The organism is Polyangiaceae bacterium (genome assembly GCA_020633235.1).
Classification (GTDB): Bacteria; Myxococcota_A; Polyangia; order Polyangiales; family Polyangiaceae; genus JACKEA01.
Genome location: JACKEA010000004.1, coordinates 15,006 through 32,235, shown reverse-complemented (window position 1 = coordinate 32,235; position 17,230 = coordinate 15,006). Strand labels below are relative to the sequence as shown.

Below are 17,230 nucleotides of genomic sequence, written 5' to 3'. Positions count from 1 at the left end.
CTCACTCCCTGGTCTTGAGCACTCCGATCAGGTCCAACCGGTCGAGCTTGCGGCGCACCAGTAGCGCGCTCACCACCGCGGAGAACACCGTGACGGCGGCGGCGTAGGCGTAGGTGCGCGGCGAGATGAACACGGGGAGCCGATAGGTTTCGGGGTCCACCGTGGAAGCGATGCCCGTGACCATCCAGTAGCCGACCACGCCCCCGACGGGGATGGCGAGCAACACTTGGATGGACAGCTCGCCGAAGAGGATGGCGGCAATCTCCCCCCGCGTGAAGCCCAGCACCCGAAGGCTCGCCAGATCCCGATTGCGCTGAGAGAGCGCCACGCGAGCGTTGTTGTACACGACGCCTATGGCGATGATGCTGGCGAAGAGCGCGAGGATCATGGTGTACACACGGATGATGTTGCCGCTCTGCGCTTCGAACTGGCCGCGAAAATCCCTGGGCGAAGCCACGGCAGCTACCCAAGGCATGTTCTTCAGGCGCGAGTAGATCGCGTCTCGCTGTTCCACGTCCGCGCGCAACAGCCCTTGGTTCACCGTGGGTTCTTCGTCCATGATGGCGTGCAGCGCCGACGCGCGCATGTGGCCTTGCAGGCCGAAGGCTTCGTCCACGGTCCCCACCACCGGAATCAAGGCCTGCTTGCGCTCCCCTTCGCGGAACTCCACCTCCACCCGCTCGCCGGGCTTCACCTTCAGCACTTCCGCCAAGGTCCTGGTGAGCACGATGCCATGCTCCGGGATCGCGACCCGACGGCCCTCCTGATTCACCAAGCGCCGGAGCTCGAGGTGCTCCGGGTACGCGTTGATCACCGCATCTCGATAGCGATGACCGAAGCGGAACCTCACGGGAACGCTGCGCAGCCCCTCCGCCAAGGTCACCCCCGGCAGATGCTCGAGCTCCCGCACCGCCCGCTGGGGTAGCGGCTTGATGAAGGTGACCGTGACGTCCTCTCGCATCGCGCCGTGAAACTGGACGTCCAGCATGTAGTCCATCGCGTCGTACCAGTAGCCGGCCACCACCACGATCCCGAGCGCCATGGAGATCCCCAAGGAGGAGAGCGCCAGGCGCAGCGGGCGGCGTTGCACCTCACGGAGCACCATGCGCGTGGAGGGGCCCACCAGCTCGAACAAGCCCAGGCGCTCCAGGAGCGAGCGCTTGTAGCTGGCGGGCGCCGGCGGGCGCATGGCTTCCGCGGGGGGCAACGCCGTCACCGCGCGCACCGTGGACAGCGCACCGACCACGGCCGCGAATAGGCTGATGCTGATGCTCACCACCACGGCGCGCAGCTCGAGGCGAAACTCCGGGTGCGGGAAGCGGAAGTACTCCCCGGTGTACAGGTCGGTCAGCGCGCGCCCCAGATAGGAGCCCAGCGCCAGGCCGATGAGCGCGCCGATGAGCACCACCAAGCTCACGAGCTTCAGGTAGTGGAGCCCCACTTCGAAGTCCGCGTACCCCACCGCCTTGAGGGTGGCGATCTGCGGGCGCTGCAGATGAATGAGGCGGGAGAGCACCACGTTGAGCAGGAACGCTGCAACGAACAAGAAGATCATCGGCACGACGGTGGCCATGCTCTCGAGCTGACTGAGCTCGCCCATCAGCATGAAGTGCGAGGGCTGCTTCGAGCGCGGCACCGCCCCGACGCCGCCGTAGGGCTCCAGCACTCGGTCCACCTGCTCGAGCACGTTCCGCTCCGACGCCCCCGGCTGCATGCGTAGCACGACGTCGTTGAAGGCTCCCTCCATCCGAAACGCCGCAGAGGCGGCATCTCGCACCATCCACAGCACGGCGATCTGCTTGGGGTCGTAGGTCATGGCGCCGGGTGGCAGCGTGAACACGAACTCCGGCGACATTGCCAATCCCACGACGCGCAGGTCCCGCAGCGTGCCGTTGATGACGACGGGAACGCGATCCCCGGGGACGATGTGGTGAGCATCGGCGAAGGCCGTGAGCAAGAGCACTTCGTCGCTGCGCTTGGGATCGAGCATTCGTCCCTTCGAGAGGTACACGGCGTCCAGCGCCGGCTGCCCGTCGGGCGGCAAGCTGACGAGGGTGCCACTGGCCGGGCGCGGCATGTTCGGCATGGGGACCATCACGGCCTCCACCACCCGCGCTTCCGCCTGCGCCACACCGGGCACGTCTTCCAGGCGCTTCTCCAGCGAGAGCGGCGCGCGCTCCAGGTGGGCAAACACGTCGCCAAAGCGGTACTGCTCGTAGTACCGGTCCCGGGACGTGATGAGCGAATCGAAAGCGCTCTGCATCGTGACGTAGCTGGCGATGCCGCAGGCCACTACCAGCGCGATGGTGACCACCTGACCCACCAGCCGCGCGAGGTCGCGGACCAGCTTGACGTTGACGGCCTTCACCATCTCACGTCCTGGGGCGCGAGCTTGGTTTCGTTGCGTTCCTCACTCGCCACGCGGCCGTCCGCCAGGGTAACGACGCGATCCGCGATCGCCGCCACCGGCACGTTGTGGGTGATGACCGCGGTCGTGGTACCGAGCTCGCGATTCACGCGATCGATCACTTCCAGCACTTGCACGCCGGTGCGAAAGTCGAGGGCTCCAGTGGGCTCGTCGCAGAGCAGCACCTCCGGCTGCTTGGCGATGGCCCGGGCGATGGCCACACGCTGCTGCTCACCGCCGGAGAGCTGAGCCGGGAAGTGATCCACGCGGTCTCCGAGGCCGACGAGGGCCAGCGCTTCCGCGGGGTCCATCGGATCTCTCGAGATGTCCGTGACCAGCGCCACGTTCTCCTTGGCGGTCAGGCTCGGAATCAGATTGTAGAACTGGAATACGAACCCGACGTGGTCGCGACGGTAGCGCGTGAGCTCCGACTCGCTGGCGTCGCCCAGGTCGTGATCGCGATAATGAACGCTCCCGGAGCTGGGCGTATCCAGCCCGCCCAAGATGTTGAGCAGCGTGGACTTGCCGCTCCCCGAGGGGCCGAGCAAGACCAGGAACTCGCTCTGGAAGAGCTGGAAGTCCACGCCGCGCAGGGCATGCACGTCCACCTCCCCCATGCGATAAACTTTCGTGAGGCTACGTGCTTCGAGAACGGCTTCCGAGGCGTTCGCCATGGCTCCGGTCCAACGGGGACAGGGTAGCCAGGTTCATGCCACCGGATGCGCGCGATCGTCCAAGAATCAGTTACAGGGCGGCAATTGCGTGGAGCCGCCAGCGCCACCGCTGCCCGTCGCGCCACCGCTGCCCGTCGCGCCACCGCTGCCCGTCGGCTCACTCGGCGTCGTAAGGGGCGAGACGCCGCCGCTCGACGACACGTGAAACGCCAGCACACCACCGGCCGAAGCGGCGATGGCACTTCCCGCGCTGACGACGACCTTCCAGTCGTTACCCTGGACGCTCGTCGCGATGTCGTAGCTGCCGGCAGCGACGTTCGCCAACACGTGGTCCGCTTCCGCGGCCCGCGTCAGGTATTCGAGCTGTTTCGCCCCGTCCGTGAACAGCACGATCTGTTCCGGCGCGGAGTGGATCTCCACGCCGCGCGCCGCGCCCGAGAGCACGTTGCCGTCCGCATTCGTCAGGCGCGTCTGGTCGGAAAGGGGCGCCGCCGCGCTCACCACGCTGAGCCACTCCTGAGCTGCAGACCCCGAGGCGTGAGCTTCCAGCCGGGTGGTGCCGCCGGGCAGCGAAACATTCTGCACCGTCAGGCCCGTCGGCAGCAGCAGCTGGAGACTGCCGCCGGCGACGTCAAAGCGGGTGTCGCTCACCTGCGTGGGCGCTTCCGCGGTGTGGAACGCCATCCAGCGATCTGCGGACGCCGACGCCACCGTGGTGCGGTCGAACAACACGATGGTGCTCGGCCGCATGTAGAGCAGCTCGCGGCTGAAGGACACCACGGGATGGCTGCCGCTCGCCCCGTATTGATCTTCGAGACCGGAGGCGACCACGCGCACCCAGGCTCCTCCGTCTTCGTACTTCTCCAGTTGCGCGCTGGAAGACGCCGGGCTCTTGGTGTTCTGTCCCGGTGAGTACGGACTCTTGGGATCATCCACGAAGAAGGTGTTGTAGAGCCGGCGACCACCTCCACCCCAGCTGTCCTTGTAGACGAAGTCCTCACCCGCCGTGCCTGCTGTGTGGGGGATCCACCCCGTGGCGTTGACCAGCACCGGCTTTCCGCCGTGCACCACGCTCACGCCCCCTGCATTGAACATCTGCTCCCCGGAGTCTGGCGCGTCGATGTAGCGCCCGGCGCTCAGGGCCGCCCAGTCGGCGCCCTTGTCCCAGCTGGAGCGCATTGCCGCGTGCCCCGGCCCTTCCGCGAGGTACGACAGCTGCTGCGTCTCGTACCCGGAGGTGGGCAGCGACGCGTCCCAGTACAAGAACCGCTGCCAGGCGGCTCGGTCGTCCTTTCCGGTCGCCAGCACGTCGGCAGCAAACCCCCGCGCCAAGCTCGCGTCCGGCTCCCCCAGCTCTTCCATGATGGTGGCCAACGCCGTGTACAGCGCCGCGGAAGGCGCGAGCGCGGATCCGGACCGCACCGTGCCCTGGTCGTCCATCCGCTCGAGTCCTGGCCACACGAAGTAGCGCAAGTATTCGCTCTGCTCGCGGGCCTGTGGCAGCTCGGAAAACCACGTCACCCCCTTGGCGGTCTTCATGCCCCACAGCACTTCCGCCATTCCGCGTACCGCCCGAGGCCCGTACTGCCAGCCCTCCGGCCATCCGCCACCTTTCATGTAGGAGGCGTACTTCGGCTTCACGAGCTGTCCCCACAAGTGCGATTCGACGTCCGTCCAGTACGCCGGCGCCTTGTCGTTCAGGTCGTCCGTGGCCACGGCCGTGTAGGCCTTGGCCAAGAAATACCCGACGAAGTAGTTCGCAATCGGCTCGTCGTTGGTGAAGCCACTCTGATCGTACCAATCAATCCACGAGTTCAGTGCCGTGATCAGCTGCAGCTTGGTGGAGGTGGTCAGGTCCGGCCCCAGCCAATCGTAGCCGACGGCCATACCGACGCCGTAGTTGCGAATGCCGTAGCCGCTGTCGGTGGACGGCTTTGCGCCGCCGGACCCCACCGGAGCGCTCATCACTTCCAGCACCTTGGTGCCGGTGGCCGCGTACTTGGCGGCGGCAGCGTCGTCGACGCCTTTTGTCGTGCGGTAGCAGAGGCCCAGAGTGCGGATGGCCTCCAGATAGCCATCGCCCTGGTAGCCCTGGCCGATGCTGCCGCCGTTGGGGTAGGCGTTGCCGTTGGGCGCGTAGACCTGCCCGGCCACGTGAGCGTCGCACTGTTTTTTCAGCGCAATCCAAGCGGGATCCTTGGCGGCTGCGCGCGCCTGGAGCTTGCCAATCATGGGGACCGTCAAGAACAGCTTCGCAGACGCCGTGAGCGGGCTCGCCACTTCGCTGCAAGCTGCCTGGGGTTTGTCGCCATTTTCGCAACCCACGACGGCAAGAGCCATCAGGCCGATCACTGTTTCGGACACACGTCGGTTCATGCGCACTCCCGCGGTAGCCGCCCTGATTCGGCTCTCACCGACGGCAAGTAGGTTGGCCGTCCAGGCGGAGCGCTATCGAGTGAGCAGAACTCTAGCTGCGCAAATGCGCCGAGCAAGGTGATTCGACGTCACTTTTCCGTGCTGACGAAGCTTTGCACTACCAGCTCAAGCCAACTTGGGCGGCAGTGCGAACAAATCCACGAAACGCTGCGCCACGGCGCGATCACCTTCAATCCGAACACCTGCGTCGTTTGACGACAGCTTGCGGTAGAAGAGTGCCGCTAGGGGACCGGCAGAGGGTGCGAAAAGAGTCGCGTCGGCGCGGTCCGTTTCGGTGCGACGACGGATCGGAAGCGCGGCGACCGCCGGTTCGGCGATGAACGAATCTCGACCTATCTCGAAGCCGATCGTCTTCGCCTTCAGCTTTCCCACTGCGCGCTTGTCGACCATGGTGCGCAGCGAGATCATGAACGCGACGGGCGAGAGCGGCAGTGTTGGATCATGGCCGCTCGATTGCGCGGCCCAACGACCTGCCTCTTGAATCATGGGCTCGGCCGCATAGCCCCAGCGCGTCAGCTCGTAGACCTGCGCCCTGCTCGGCGCGGGCAAGACGCGACGCAGGACCACACCGGCGTCGATCAAGGACTCGAGCCGCTCAGTGAGGGTCTTGGCACTGATCGTCCCGAGCACCGCGCGCAGATCGGAGAAGCGACAGGCGCCCAACAAGAGCTCCCGCACGATCAGCAGGGACCAACGCTCACCCACCAATTCCATCGCAAAAGCGGTGCCGCAGGCGTCCCCATACCAGCGCCCATGCCGTTGTCTCGTTGCCATAGTTACTTTTTGTAATTTAGCAGTTGCTATTTGTAACTTACACGTTCATACACTGCAAGTCCGAAAGGGAATTGGAGCATGGCAACAGACGATCAAGGCGCATTCATCTGGTACGAGCTGATGACCTCGGACGCGAAGAGCGCGAAGGCTTTCTACGATTCGGTGGTGGGCTGGAACATCGACGCTCAGGCGGCGAGCACCCTGCCCATCGACTACCGAATGATCAAGCGCAGCGACGGCAAGTTTGCCGGTGGGGTGCTGACGCTGAGCAAGGACATGGCCGACCACGGGGCCCAGCCGGGCTGGTTTGGCTACGTGCACGTTCCGAGCGTCGACGCTGCCGTCGAACACATGGTTGGAGCCGGCGGCAAGGTGCACCTCCCCGCTCGCGACATGGACGGTGTCGGACGAATGGCGATGGTTTCCGATCCGCAGGGCGCCGTGCTCTACCTGATGACGCCCACTCCGCCCGCCAGCGACCCCAACGCCAAGAGTGACGTCTTTTCCTACACCGAAGCGGAGCACGTGCGCTGGAACGAGCTTTCGACCGCGGACCCGAAGGCGGCCGCCGCGCTGTATGCGGAGCTGCTGGGTTGGAGACAGGAAGGGTCGATGCCCATGGGCCCGATGGGTGACTACCTGTTCCTCCACCATGGCGACGGCATGATCGGCGCCGTCATGCAGAAGACGCCCGGCGCCCCGTGCTCGGCCTGGGGCTACTACATCGGCGTCGATGACATCGACCGGGCCGCCAAGGCGGTGCAGGCCGGCGGCGGCAAGCTGCTCGGGGAGCTGCAGGAGATCCCGGGCGGTGAGTTTTCGGTGAAATGCCGAGATCCCCAGGGCGCTGACTTCGGCTTGGTCGGACCTCGCGCGGGCTGACGTTCACGTCCAGCCGGGCACTGCCGGGACTCGCAAGGACGAAACTCGAGGTACGTCGAGGGTGAAGTCGTCGCGCAGTATGCGAGCGAGATCTCGACGTGTCTCGACGTCGCTCTGCTCCAGCTTGGTTCCGCGCCGCACCGACAATCTATTGCCATGTAGGCTGACTCTGCCGTCGGGCAAGACGAGCTGGAGCATCAGCGTGTTCTTGAACTTGGACGCGGGATGTGTCGCCGTGAAGTGATTGGCCACTTCCAGATCGATCGGGTGCTGCCGCTCCTCGGTGAAGGCGTGCAATAGCCGTTCTCCCTGGCCCATGTCGCCGTGGAGCAACCAGCGATCGCCATCCCGCTCCAAGCGGTGCTGCTCGACGCCGCATTGCACTGACGCGCCCGAGACCAACGGCAAACTGCCGCGCGGACCATGGCCACCAAAGCCCGGATCCGCGATCACCACGCCGCTCGTCAGCTGCACTCGGACCAGGGCGTGAGTTCGAGGTGGCACGGTGAGCGCCGGGCTGGCGTACACGCGGCCGAGCAACAGCTCCGAGGTGAAGCCGAGCGCCGTGAGCATCTCGCGGAACAAGATCACGTGCTCGAAGCAGTACCCGCCACGCCGACGGCGCACGAGCTTGTCCATCAGCGCAGCGGGCGCGAGCGAGATCGGCACGCCCAAGAGCACGTCCAGGTTCTCGAAGGGGACGTGCGTCACGTGCGCTTGGCACAAGGCGTCCAACACCTCGGACGAAGGCGCGGTCGAGCCGCCGTACTCGATACGCGCGAGGTACTCGTCCAGCTCACTCATCTGCGGGGAGTATCTCGAGCGGATCCACGTTCTCGCAACTGGTGCAGTGCGAGCTCAACAGTCGGTCGTGTCCCAGTCGCCAATACCGCCGAGCTCGTACACGGTGAAGCCCTTGGCCCGAAGGGCCTCGGCGGCGCGATGCGCGCGCATTCCAGACTTGCAGTAGGTCACCACCGGTTTGTCCTTCGAGAGCTCGCTGGCGCGACCGTCGATGTCGTCCACCGGAATGTTCACCGCCCCAGGGATGTGCTCCTGTCCCCATTCCTCCGGGGTGCGCACGTCGAGCAGCACGGCGCCATCCTTCACCATGGATTTGGCGCGGGCGCCCGAGACGTGACCTTCCGCCGCGCACGGTTTTTCCGGGGTGGAGCTGGCGGCCGGCGCTTGTCCCCCAGCGCACGCGCCCAGCCCAACGACCAACAACACGAATGCAAACCGCTTCATGAGCGCAAGCATAGGACAGGCACGCCGCTTGCTCCTGGCATTTCGATCTGCTGAAATTGACCCACCTTGGCACACAGGATTCCTTCATGACCCAACACTCGTTTGCCGATCTCCGTACACGTCTGCTGCGCATTGCGGCTCCCGGCGCCGTGATGCTCGCGGCTGGCTGCGGCGGCGACACCGACAGCGGTGCGAGCCCGAAGCAAGACTCCGGCGTGCAGACGGACTCCGGAGGGGACGCCCACGTCAGCTACCCCACGTTGACCGTCCCCGATGGAGGCTTCCCAGCCTGCACCGGGAGCTGGGACGGCGGGCTCACGGGTCCGTGCTGCGAAAACGTCCGCTGCGTGGACGTGCCCGGCGGCGCCTGTCCCGACGCCTCGCAGATCGCCTACGAAGATCTCGGCATCACGGGTCTCGGTTCCGGCAGCTGTGGTTGCGGAACCTTCGGTGGCCCCTACGACCACGATTCCGCCGCCCCCTATTCCGATACTCAGGGCGCCTGCTGCTACACCTATTCCACCATGGGTTGCACGGGTCGCCCGCTGTTGGTGGCGGGCGAAATGCGCCTCGCGCCACTCGTCGTCGGCAACGACTGGGCATGACCTCGCCCGCGCTGCGGCGCCGGCTCGCCGAGCTCTGGAGTCAGGATGCGCTGCTGGAGCACGCGTCCATCGCGTCGTTCTCGCGTTTCGCGCTGCAGCTCTTGGCCGTTGCAGCCCCGCCCGCGCTGGTGGCGGGGGCACACCGCGCCGCCCTCGACGAGATCGAGCACGCCAAGCTCTGTTTTCGCTTGGCCAACCAGTACCGCGACTCCCCGGTGACACCCGGCCCTTTGCCGATGTCGGGCGACGTGCTCGGCAGCTTGGCCCTTTCGGACATCGCCGCCGCCACGGTCACGGAAGGCTGCATCGGCGAGACCCTCGGGGCCCTCGAAGCCAGCGCCGCCCTCGAGCGCGCCGAGCCCGAGAACGTTCGCGCCACCCTCGAGATCATCGCCCGCGACGAGTCCGTCCACGCGGAGCTCGCCTGGAGCTTCGTGCGCTGGGCGCTCGATCGCGGCGACCCCGAAGTGCGTGCCAAGGTGCTCGCCGCCTTCAGCGCCGGCAGCGCCGACCGAGCCAAGGCAGAGCCCCCGTCGGATCCCGACGCCCACGCCCTCGCGATCCACGGCCGCCTGGACGCCCGCGCGCTGCACGCCGTCCGCCGCCGCGCGTGGCTCGAGGTCGTGCGCCCCGCAGCCGAAGCCTTGCTCGGAGAGTCACCGTGAAGCTCAGCGCCGGGCTGCTCATGTACCGCCGACACCACGGCGCCCTGCAGGTGCTGTTGGTGCACCCCGGCGGCCCGTTGTGGAAGAACAAAGACGACGGCGCGTGGTCCATTCCGAAGGGCCTGCCCGAGGCGGGGGAAGAGCTGCTCGCCGCCGCCCAGCGCGAGTTTCGCGAAGAGACGGGCATCGCGCCGGACCAACCCTACCTGCCCCTCGGCAAGGTCACCCAGAAGAGCGGCAAGGTCGTCCACGCCTGGGCCTTCGAAGGCGACTGCGATCCCGGTGGCATCACCAGCAACACCTTCGAGATGGAATGGCCCCCGCGGAGTGGCAAAAGCGCCACGTTCCCCGAGGTGGACCGCGCTGATTTTTTTGATGTCGAAACGGCGCGGAAAAAGATCAACGCGGCTCAATCACGGTTCTTGGACGAGCTGTTACGTCAGGTCTAACGAGGCACGCGGCCACGCTTGCCACCCCAGCCACAGGCGCACTACGTTGAGCTGCGTTCATGAATCGGCATCTGTGCGCAGCGCTCTTGGTCGGAGCGGCGTGTCTGTCCACCCGGGCAGCGGATGCCGAACCGCGGGAGGATGCTTCCGGCAAGCGCATCACGGGTGACCCGGGGCATCCACTGGATGCGCCCATCGCGTCGGACGAAAAGCGTCCGGTGCCGGACTACGATGGACGGCCGGACGAAACGACGGCGGGGGACGTGCTGCTGTGGGTGCCACGGGTGCTGCTGTCGCCCGCATACGTGGTGAGCGAGTTCGTGGTGCGGCGCCCGCTCGGAGCGTTGGTCACCGTGATCGAGAAGGAGAAGGTCGTCCCCAAGGTGTTCGACTTCTTCACCTTTGGCCCCAACGACAACATCGGCATCGTGCCCACCGGACTGATCGACTTCGGGTTCCGCCCGAGCGTGGGCGTGTACTTCTTCTGGGACGACTTCATCGCCAAGGACAATGACCTCCGCTCCCACGCGGCCACCTGGGGACCGGACTGGATCTTGTTCAACGTGAAGAACCGCACCCACTTCGGCCTGCACCAGGACTTGACGATGCGCGCCGAGCTCGAACGACGTTCGGATTGGGTGTTCTACGGCATCGGTCCGGAGACCAGCAGCACCCCCGCGCGCTTCCAGGCCACCAGCCTGCGCGCCGGCTTTCTGTACCACGCGGATCTGTGGCGCTCGAGCGAGCTGGAAACCTTCGTCACCGCGCGGGACGTGAGCTTCGATGCTACCGAAGGCTGCTGCGAAGAAGAGACGCTCGCCACGGACATTGCGCGCGGCCGCTTGGCGGAGCCGCCGGGCTTGGCAGACGGCTACACGATTCTGGAGAGCGGCATCACGGCGGAGCTCGACACGCGCAAGCCGAAGAAGCCCGACGAGCTACCCGAAGGCAGCGACTGGGTCACGCCGCCCGGAAGCGGATTGAAGCTCCAGCTGCGCGGCATGCATGCCACCGGCCTGCGTGATTCTCCCATGCCCAGCGCCACGGCCCCGGGCCGCTATCACTGGCTCAAGTACGGCGCCACGTTGGGCGGATACTTGGATCTGACCGGCGAGCAGCGCGTGGTGAGCCTGTCCTTGATCGGAGACTTCGCCGACCCCATCGACAGCGGCACGGACATTCCCTTCACGGAGCTGGTGTCCCTGGGTGGAGATCGCCCCATGCGCGGCTACCTGGAAGGTCGGCTATTGGGCAGGAGCTCTGCCGTCGCCCAGCTCGAGTACCAATGGCCCATCTGGGTGTGGATCGACGGCGCCATGCACTACTCCGTGGGCAACGTGTTCGGCGAGCACTTGGATGGCTTCGAAGCGAAGCTCCTCCGACAGTCCTTCGGCATCGGGCTGAAGACCTCGAGCTCCCGCGACCACGTGTTCGAAGCGCTGCTCGCGTTCGGCACGGAGACCTTCGACCAGGGCGCGGAAGTGGAGAACGTACGCTTCGTGCTGGGAGCAACCAGTGGCTTCTAGAGCGCTGCTCTTGGCTGTCGCGCTCGGGCTCGCGGGCTGCAGCGGTGGGCCGGCGAAGTTTCCGCTGAAAGACGCGATGTGGGTGGATCCCGATCGTCATCCCTTCGAGGACAAGCCGGAAGAGTACTACTCGCCCTTCGCCTGGGACGGCGCCGACCAGCTGGTGTTCCGCCCCATTTCTCGCTTCTTTGCCGTGGACCCCGCGGGAGCGGCGGTGAACGTCAACGCCTGGGACGAGGTGGCGGACTCGAGCTGGTTTTCGAACCGCATCGGCCGCTACGGCATGTCCCCCGAGCAGGTGGCCCGAGGCCCCTGCGTCGCGCCGATGCCGTCGACCACGGAGCCGTGGACGGTCACCGGTGCCAAGCCCAACGGCGCCAATCCCGGATTCTTGATCAAGGGACCGGACGACAACCGCTACCTGGTGAAGTTCGACGGTGTGGTCCAGGGCTCCCGCGCCAGCGCGGCGGACGTGATCGGCTCGCGCATCTATCACGCCGCTGGGTATTTCGTACCCTGCAATCGCATCGTGTACTTCAAGCGCGACATCTTGCGCTACGCCCCGGACGCGAAGGCGGAGAACGACGAAGGCGAGAAAGAGCCGCTGTCGGACAAGCACCTCGACAAGGTGTTCAAGATGGCGCTGCGGCTACCGGACGGCCGCTACCGCGCGAACCTCTCTCTGTTCGTGGAGGGCAAGCCCATCGGGCCGTGGACGTACCAGGGCACTCGCGGCGACGACCCGAACGACGTGATCCCCCACGAGGATCGCCGCGAGCTGCGGGGGATGGAGGTGCTCGCCGCTTGGGTCAATCACTTCGACTCTCGCGAGCAGAACACCCTCGCCACCTTCATAGCGGACGGCGGACGCGGCTACGTACGGCACAACGTGATCGACTTCGGCGATTGCTTCGGAAGCATCTGGGAGCCGCCGATGCTCGGGCGCCGCATTGGCCACGCCTACTATCTGGACTTCCCCTACGTGCTCGAGGATCTCGTCACCCTGGGCACCATCGAGCGGCCCTGGGACACGGCGCGCTTCGGCGCCTCCGGACCCGTGTTCGGCTATTTCGACGTAAAATCCTTTGATCCAAACGTGTATCGGCCCGGGTATCCAAATCCCGCCTTCGTGCGCAAGCGCGAGCGGGATGCAGCCTGGATGGCCCGGATCATGGCGCGCTTCAGCGACGCTCACGTGCGCTCCATGGTGGAGGCCGGGCAGATGGAACCCGGGCTCACGGCGGAGCTCACGCGCATCCTGATCGGTCGCCGCGACAAGATCTTGCGCCGCTATCTCACGCGTTTGAGCCCGCTCTCGTGGCCGAAGGTTCGCGTGCGGCAAGGGAAGGCCGAGCTGTGTGTGGAGGACCTCGCAGTGCTTTCCCACGTGGCGGACGCGAGCGCGCGCGGCTACTCCTCCCGGGCATGGTTGTCGGAATCCCTGACGCCGGCCACAGTGGCACAGCCAACGAAGGAGCGCGGTCGCTTTGCGTGTGTGGCGCTGCCGGCGGTGAAGGGAGCCAGCAAGCAGCACCCGGAGTATCTCGTCTTGGACATCAGCGCGCGCTCGCGAGATCACGCACCAGGGCCGCTCCGCGTTCACCTCTATCACCTGGGCGGCAACGACTACCGCATCGCCGGCATCGAGCGCCCCGCTGACCACGACGCGCCCGGATGACGGAGCAAGAGCCCACGCTCCTGTCGCGCGCCCTGGGCGTCGTCACCGATGTTCGCCCCAAGGAGGCGCTCACCGCGCTGCTCCTCACGCTGAACGTGTTCCTGCTGATGACGGCCTACCTGGCGATCAAGCCGGTGCGAGAAGGCCTCATCTTGGTGATGCCCTCGGGCCCGGAATACAAGTCGTACATGGGTGGCGCGATCGCGATCACGTTGCTCTTCGCCGTGCCGGCCTACGCGCGCTTCGCCGATCGCCTGCCGCGCAATCGCCTGGTGGTCGGTGTCACGCTCTTCTTTGCCTCCCACTTGGTGTTGTTTTGGCTCGGAAGCTCGATCCCGGCCGTGCGATCGCGTCTCGGCCTGTTGTTCTATCTGTGGGTCGGCATCTTCAACATGATGGTCGTGGCGCAGTTCTGGAGCTTCGCCAACGACCTGTACGACGAAGAGCAAGGCAAACGGCTGTTCCCCCTGTTGGGCGTAGGCCAGACGGTGGGCGCCCTGGCCGGCAACGCCATCGCGGCCTTCTTGCTCGAGGTGCTGCACCTGGGCGTCTACCAGATGCTGCTCTTCAGCGCCGCGCTGCTGGCAGCATCCGCGTTCTTGACTCAGGTGGTGCACACGCGGGAATCGCACCGAAAGGAGGGCGCCACCGAGCAGGACGAAGACGACACCCAGGAGAAGAAGGGTATCGAGAAGGGCGCCTTTCGCCTGGTGTTCAAGAATCGCTATCTGCTTCTCATCGCTGCCTTCAGCGTGGTGTTCACGTTCGTGAACAGCAACGGCGAGTACATGTTGGGGCGCCTGGTGAAGGAACACACCAGCGCCCTCGTAGCCGCGGGAGATCTGGCGAAGGCGAGCTCCAAGGAGTACATCACCACAACGTTCAACCGCTTCTACCTGTACGTGGGCATCTGCACCGTGGTGCTGCAAACGCTCGTGGTGTCACGCCTGATCAAGCACGGCGGTCTCAAGGTGGCGTTCTTCGTGTTGCCCTTCATCGCCCTCGGGGACGCCACGGCCGTGGTCATCGCGCCCGTCTTGGCCATCCTGTTCGTCGGCAAGATCGCGGAGAACTCCACGGACTATTCGGTGAACAACACCGTTCGCAACATGCTGTGGCTGCCGACCACGCGAGCCATGAAGTACAAGGCGAAGCAGGCCATCGATACCTTCTTCGTGCGCATGGGGGACGTCAGCTCCGCGCTGCTCGTGTTCCTCGGCGCCGGGCTCTCCGCCTGGAGCGTGCGTCACTTCGCCAGTGTGGACATCGCCCTCGTCGCGCTGTGGCTGGTGCTCGCCGTGGCCATCCTGCGCGAGAACAAGAAGCTTCACGAGAAGCAGTCGAAGCCCGACACCTGAGCTACTGGCGCGCGCCGTGCGCTCAGCTACGATCAAGGAATGCGGGGGTGCTTTCTGATCCTTACTTTGCCGCTGTTCTTCGCGTCGGGGTGCTATCGCGTCGCCGAGGTATCGCCTCGTCAGCTGGCACGACTCGACCGTCACCGCGAGGGGGACGCCCCCGTGAAGGTGCACACGTTGGATGACGAAGACGTCGACATCGAGGGTGACTTCAAGGAGGCCCGGGTGCTCATCGACGACGACGCGATCGTACTACGACCGCCTTTTCGCGCGTTTCACCGAGGCCAGACGCTGGTCGTTCAACAAGGGGGCGAACCTCCCATCTGGATCCACGACTCCCGCGTAGAGCGCGTGGAAGTGGTGCAGCGGGACGGCAGGCGCACGGAAGGCGTCATCGTGGCGGTAGTGCTCGGCGTCGCGACCGGCGCCCTGATAGGAACCTTGCTCACGAAGCGCGACGATCAGGGAGATGCCAATTGCGCGGGCTGCGGGTTGGCCATTGGCGCCGTGGTGGGCGGAGGCGCAATGCTCGCGCTATCCGTTTCGACCAGTCAGTCCTACTGACACTTGCCTTGGTTGTTCCGCACCTTTCCGGCCGGGCACTTCGCAAAGCACTTCCCCAGAATCAGATCTTCGTTCGGCCCGCACGTCGGCGACTTCACGCACTTCCCCGCGCCGTCCTGGTAGTACCCCGTCGGGCACCCCACGCACTTGCCGTCATTGCTGTGCGTCTGCCCCGGCTGACACTTCGGAAAGCACTTCCCTAGAATCAGATCTTCGTTCGGCCCGCACGTCGGCGACTTCACGCACTTCCCCGCGCCGTCCTCGTGATACCCCGTCGGGCATCCCACGCACTTGCCGTCATTGCTGTGCGTCTGCCCCGGCTGACACTTCGGAAAGCACTTCCCCAAGATCAGATCTTGGTTCGGCCCGCACGTCGGTGCGGTGACGCACACCCCCTTTGGACTCTTGATCTTCCCCGCAGGGCAGCCGCTGGCCGGAGTCTTCGGCTGGGCCCCCGCCCCGCCCGTCGGCTTGGCCCCCGCCCCGCCCCCAAAGCTCAGCACAGCCAGCACCGCACCCAACAAAAGCAACACTGCTCGCTTCAAGCTCGCCTCCGTTCGAGAGTAATACCGCGCGTCGCCCCTCCGCTCCCCCCGCTGGCGCATTTCGACGGTCGAATGGCGCGTCAACGAGCAGCGGCAAAGAGCCGTCCCGTGCGGTAGGCGACCATTACCCCCCGCCCTGCGCTTGGATCGCTGCGTCGAAGGACATGCTCCGCGAATCGACCATGATTACCGCCGCCGCGAGAGCACGCGCACGTGGCGCTCGGAGTCTATGTCGCTCGGGTCGAGGCGGTGCGCGATACGAAACGCACGCAGCGCCCTTTCCTCGTCGTCTTCGAGCAGATACAGGTGCGCCTGCACGTAGTGGGCGAAGGCGAGCCCCTTGTCCTGCGCGAGCGCCGCCTTGACCAGTCCCTGGAGCTTGTCGGAGGCCGCGCCCTTCGCCGCAAGGTGCTCGAGCCACGCCGAGTACAGCTGGTACTCGACGACACCCGGGTCGAGCTCCGCAGCGCGGTGGATGTCCGTGCCGGCCTTGCCGAGCAGGCCGGACCGGAACGCAGACTTGCCGCGACGAAAAGCGAGCTCCGCGATCAGGCGGGCCTTGCCGGGATTCGGTGCCGGCCCCGACGCCGTGAGCTTGGTCGGCGCCGCGGGCGGAGGCGCGAGGCTCGGCCGTCGCACGATGGGCAAGCGCGGCCGCGAGCGCGAACGCCGCGGCGCCGGCTTCGCTCCGACGACCACCACCGTCTCGGCCGCAACGCGATGCACCGGCGTGGTGGTCCATGCGATCTCGTCCAGGGCCGCGAGCGCAGCGACGATTTGCAGCGCGTGCAACTGGTCCAGTGGGCACACCGTGATCACGCCGTCCAAGGTGCGACTGCCGTCGAGGAGCTCGACGAGACGGCGTTCCCCCGCCTTCAGCTCCGCGCTCCGCGCGACGTCGTCCACCTCGCCGCGCAAGGCGGGGTAGCGCGAGCCCAATCCCGACAAAATGCGCTCGGTCTCCGGCGGACCCCAGAGCTTCCGCGCCGTCTCGACAAGAATGCCCTCGGGATCCACCGGGTAGTGAGGGACGTCGTCGAGAGCGCCCTGGGACTCGACCATCTCGCTCCGCGGCTCTGCCCAATCCATGCAGTGGAGGATCTTGCGGCGCACCTGCTCGCGCAGCACCTGGTCCACGTCCGTTTGGCTCAAGTAGCCTAGGCGCGCGGCGACCTCTGCAAATTGCCCGACTTCGTGCTCGATCATGTAGTGGAGCACTTCCGTGTACTTTGCATCGTCGAGCAACCCCTGCTCGAGGAGCAGACGACCGATGGCGTCGCCCAACACTCCTTCGGATGCGAACACCGGCACGCCACTCAACAGGTAGATGCGTGTCTGCACCTCACCAAACGTGACGGTGAGAACCCCTGTTTTTCGCCCGCGGCAGACCCGCGCGAGGCTCGCGGCAAAGGGGTGCGA

The 17,230-nt window shown here is 66.0% G+C and carries 14 protein-coding genes; 6 read left to right on the top strand and 8 right to left on the bottom strand.

The window, feature by feature from the left end:
- Position 1 precedes the first annotated feature (1 nt).
- The 4 genes from H6717_21465 to H6717_21450 form a co-directional block, all read right to left on the bottom strand.
- Complete coding sequence (locus H6717_21465) at positions 2–2,371, bottom strand: FtsX-like permease family protein (GenBank protein ID MCB9579614.1); 2,370 nt, start codon at positions 2,369–2,371, stop codon at positions 2–4.
- The gene (locus H6717_21460) at positions 2,365–3,081 is read right to left on the bottom strand and encodes an ABC transporter ATP-binding protein (protein ID MCB9579613.1); all 717 of its coding nucleotides are present in this window, start codon (positions 3,079–3,081) and stop codon (positions 2,365–2,367) included. The genes H6717_21465 and H6717_21460 overlap by 7 nt, the downstream gene beginning before the upstream one ends.
- A gap of 66 nt (positions 3,082–3,147) precedes the next feature.
- The gene (locus H6717_21455) at positions 3,148–5,457 is read right to left on the bottom strand and encodes a hypothetical protein (protein MCB9579612.1); all 2,310 of its coding nucleotides are present in this window, start codon (positions 5,455–5,457) and stop codon (positions 3,148–3,150) included.
- Positions 5,458–5,622: 165 nt separating this feature from the next.
- Complete coding sequence (locus H6717_21450) at positions 5,623–6,231, bottom strand: helix-turn-helix transcriptional regulator (GenBank protein ID MCB9579611.1); 609 nt, start codon at positions 6,229–6,231, stop codon at positions 5,623–5,625.
- A gap of 138 nt (positions 6,232–6,369) precedes the next feature.
- Here H6717_21450 and H6717_21445 point away from each other — a divergent pair, with 138 nt between their 5' ends.
- Positions 6,370–7,173, top strand: a complete 804-nt coding sequence (locus H6717_21445) for a VOC family protein (protein ID MCB9579610.1) — start codon at positions 6,370–6,372, stop codon at positions 7,171–7,173.
- Between the two features lie 3 nt (positions 7,174–7,176).
- On the opposite strand, the gene H6717_21440 is transcribed toward H6717_21445, so the two are convergent.
- Together H6717_21440 and H6717_21435 are read right to left on the bottom strand one after the other, a co-directional pair.
- The gene (locus H6717_21440; protein ID MCB9579609.1) at positions 7,177–7,977 is read right to left on the bottom strand and encodes an arylamine N-acetyltransferase; all 801 of its coding nucleotides are present in this window, start codon (positions 7,975–7,977) and stop codon (positions 7,177–7,179) included.
- Between the two features lie 54 nt (positions 7,978–8,031).
- Entirely contained in the window at positions 8,032–8,286 is a 255-nt protein-coding gene (locus H6717_21435; GenBank protein MCB9579608.1) for a rhodanese-like domain-containing protein, read from the bottom strand.
- 408 nt (positions 8,287–8,694) lie between these two features.
- Between H6717_21435 and H6717_21430 the strand changes: the two genes are divergently transcribed.
- The 5 genes from H6717_21430 to H6717_21410 are packed head-to-tail and all read left to right on the top strand — an operon-like array spanning position 8,695 to position 15,266.
- Positions 8,695–10,140 carry an NUDIX domain-containing protein gene (locus tag H6717_21430; protein MCB9579607.1) on the top strand — a complete coding sequence of 482 codons (1,446 nt, stop codon included), beginning with the start codon at positions 8,695–8,697 and terminating at the stop codon, positions 10,138–10,140.
- Positions 10,141–10,199: 59 nt separating this feature from the next.
- A complete protein-coding gene (locus H6717_21425) occupies positions 10,200–11,666 on the top strand; it encodes a BamA/TamA family outer membrane protein (protein ID MCB9579606.1) in 1,467 nt (488 codons plus the stop codon).
- Entirely contained in the window at positions 11,656–13,344 is a 1,689-nt protein-coding gene (locus tag H6717_21420; GenBank protein MCB9579605.1) for a hypothetical protein, read from the top strand. Before H6717_21425 ends, H6717_21420 begins: the two co-directional genes overlap by 11 nt.
- A complete protein-coding gene (locus H6717_21415; GenBank protein ID MCB9579604.1) occupies positions 13,341–14,702 on the top strand; it encodes an MFS transporter in 1,362 nt (453 codons plus the stop codon). The genes H6717_21420 and H6717_21415 overlap by 4 nt, the downstream gene beginning before the upstream one ends.
- Positions 14,703–14,741: 39 nt before the next feature.
- The gene (locus tag H6717_21410) at positions 14,742–15,266 is read left to right on the top strand and encodes a hypothetical protein (protein MCB9579603.1); all 525 of its coding nucleotides are present in this window, start codon (positions 14,742–14,744) and stop codon (positions 15,264–15,266) included.
- On the opposite strand, the gene H6717_21405 is transcribed toward H6717_21410, so the two are convergent.
- The gene (locus H6717_21405) at positions 15,260–15,811 is read right to left on the bottom strand and encodes a hypothetical protein (GenBank protein MCB9579602.1); all 552 of its coding nucleotides are present in this window, start codon (positions 15,809–15,811) and stop codon (positions 15,260–15,262) included. The two genes, H6717_21410 and H6717_21405, sit on opposite strands and share 7 nt — an antisense overlap.
- Positions 15,812–15,997: 186 nt before the next feature.
- Entirely contained in the window at positions 15,998–17,152 is a 1,155-nt protein-coding gene (locus H6717_21400; protein MCB9579601.1) for a hypothetical protein, read from the bottom strand.
- Between the last annotated feature and the right edge of the window lie 78 nt (positions 17,153–17,230).

Excerpts from the sequence above, each read along its gene's own strand:
- H6717_21465 (MCB9579614.1), bottom strand. The coding sequence starts at position 2,371 with ATGGTGAAGGCCGTCAACGTCAAGCTGGTCCGCGACCTCGCGCGGCTG.
- H6717_21460 (MCB9579613.1), bottom strand. The coding sequence starts at position 3,081 with ATGGCGAACGCCTCGGAAGCCGTTCTCGAAGCACGTAGCCTCACGAAA.
- H6717_21455 (MCB9579612.1), bottom strand. The coding sequence starts at position 5,457 with ATGAACCGACGTGTGTCCGAAACAGTGATCGGCCTGATGGCTCTTGCC.
- H6717_21450 (MCB9579611.1), bottom strand. The coding sequence starts at position 6,231 with ATGGAATTGGTGGGTGAGCGTTGGTCCCTGCTGATCGTGCGGGAGCTC.
- H6717_21445 (MCB9579610.1), top strand. The coding sequence starts at position 6,370 with ATGGCAACAGACGATCAAGGCGCATTCATCTGGTACGAGCTGATGACC.
- H6717_21440 (MCB9579609.1), bottom strand. The coding sequence starts at position 7,977 with ATGAGTGAGCTGGACGAGTACCTCGCGCGTATCGAGTACGGCGGCTCG.
- H6717_21435 (MCB9579608.1), bottom strand. The coding sequence starts at position 8,286 with ATGGTGAAGGATGGCGCCGTGCTGCTCGACGTGCGCACCCCGGAGGAA.
- H6717_21430 (MCB9579607.1), top strand. The coding sequence starts at position 8,695 with ATGGAGGCTTCCCAGCCTGCACCGGGAGCTGGGACGGCGGGCTCACGG.
- H6717_21425 (MCB9579606.1), top strand. The coding sequence starts at position 10,200 with ATGAATCGGCATCTGTGCGCAGCGCTCTTGGTCGGAGCGGCGTGTCTG.
- H6717_21415 (MCB9579604.1), top strand. The coding sequence starts at position 13,341 with ATGACGGAGCAAGAGCCCACGCTCCTGTCGCGCGCCCTGGGCGTCGTC.
- H6717_21410 (MCB9579603.1), top strand. The coding sequence starts at position 14,742 with ATGCGGGGGTGCTTTCTGATCCTTACTTTGCCGCTGTTCTTCGCGTCG.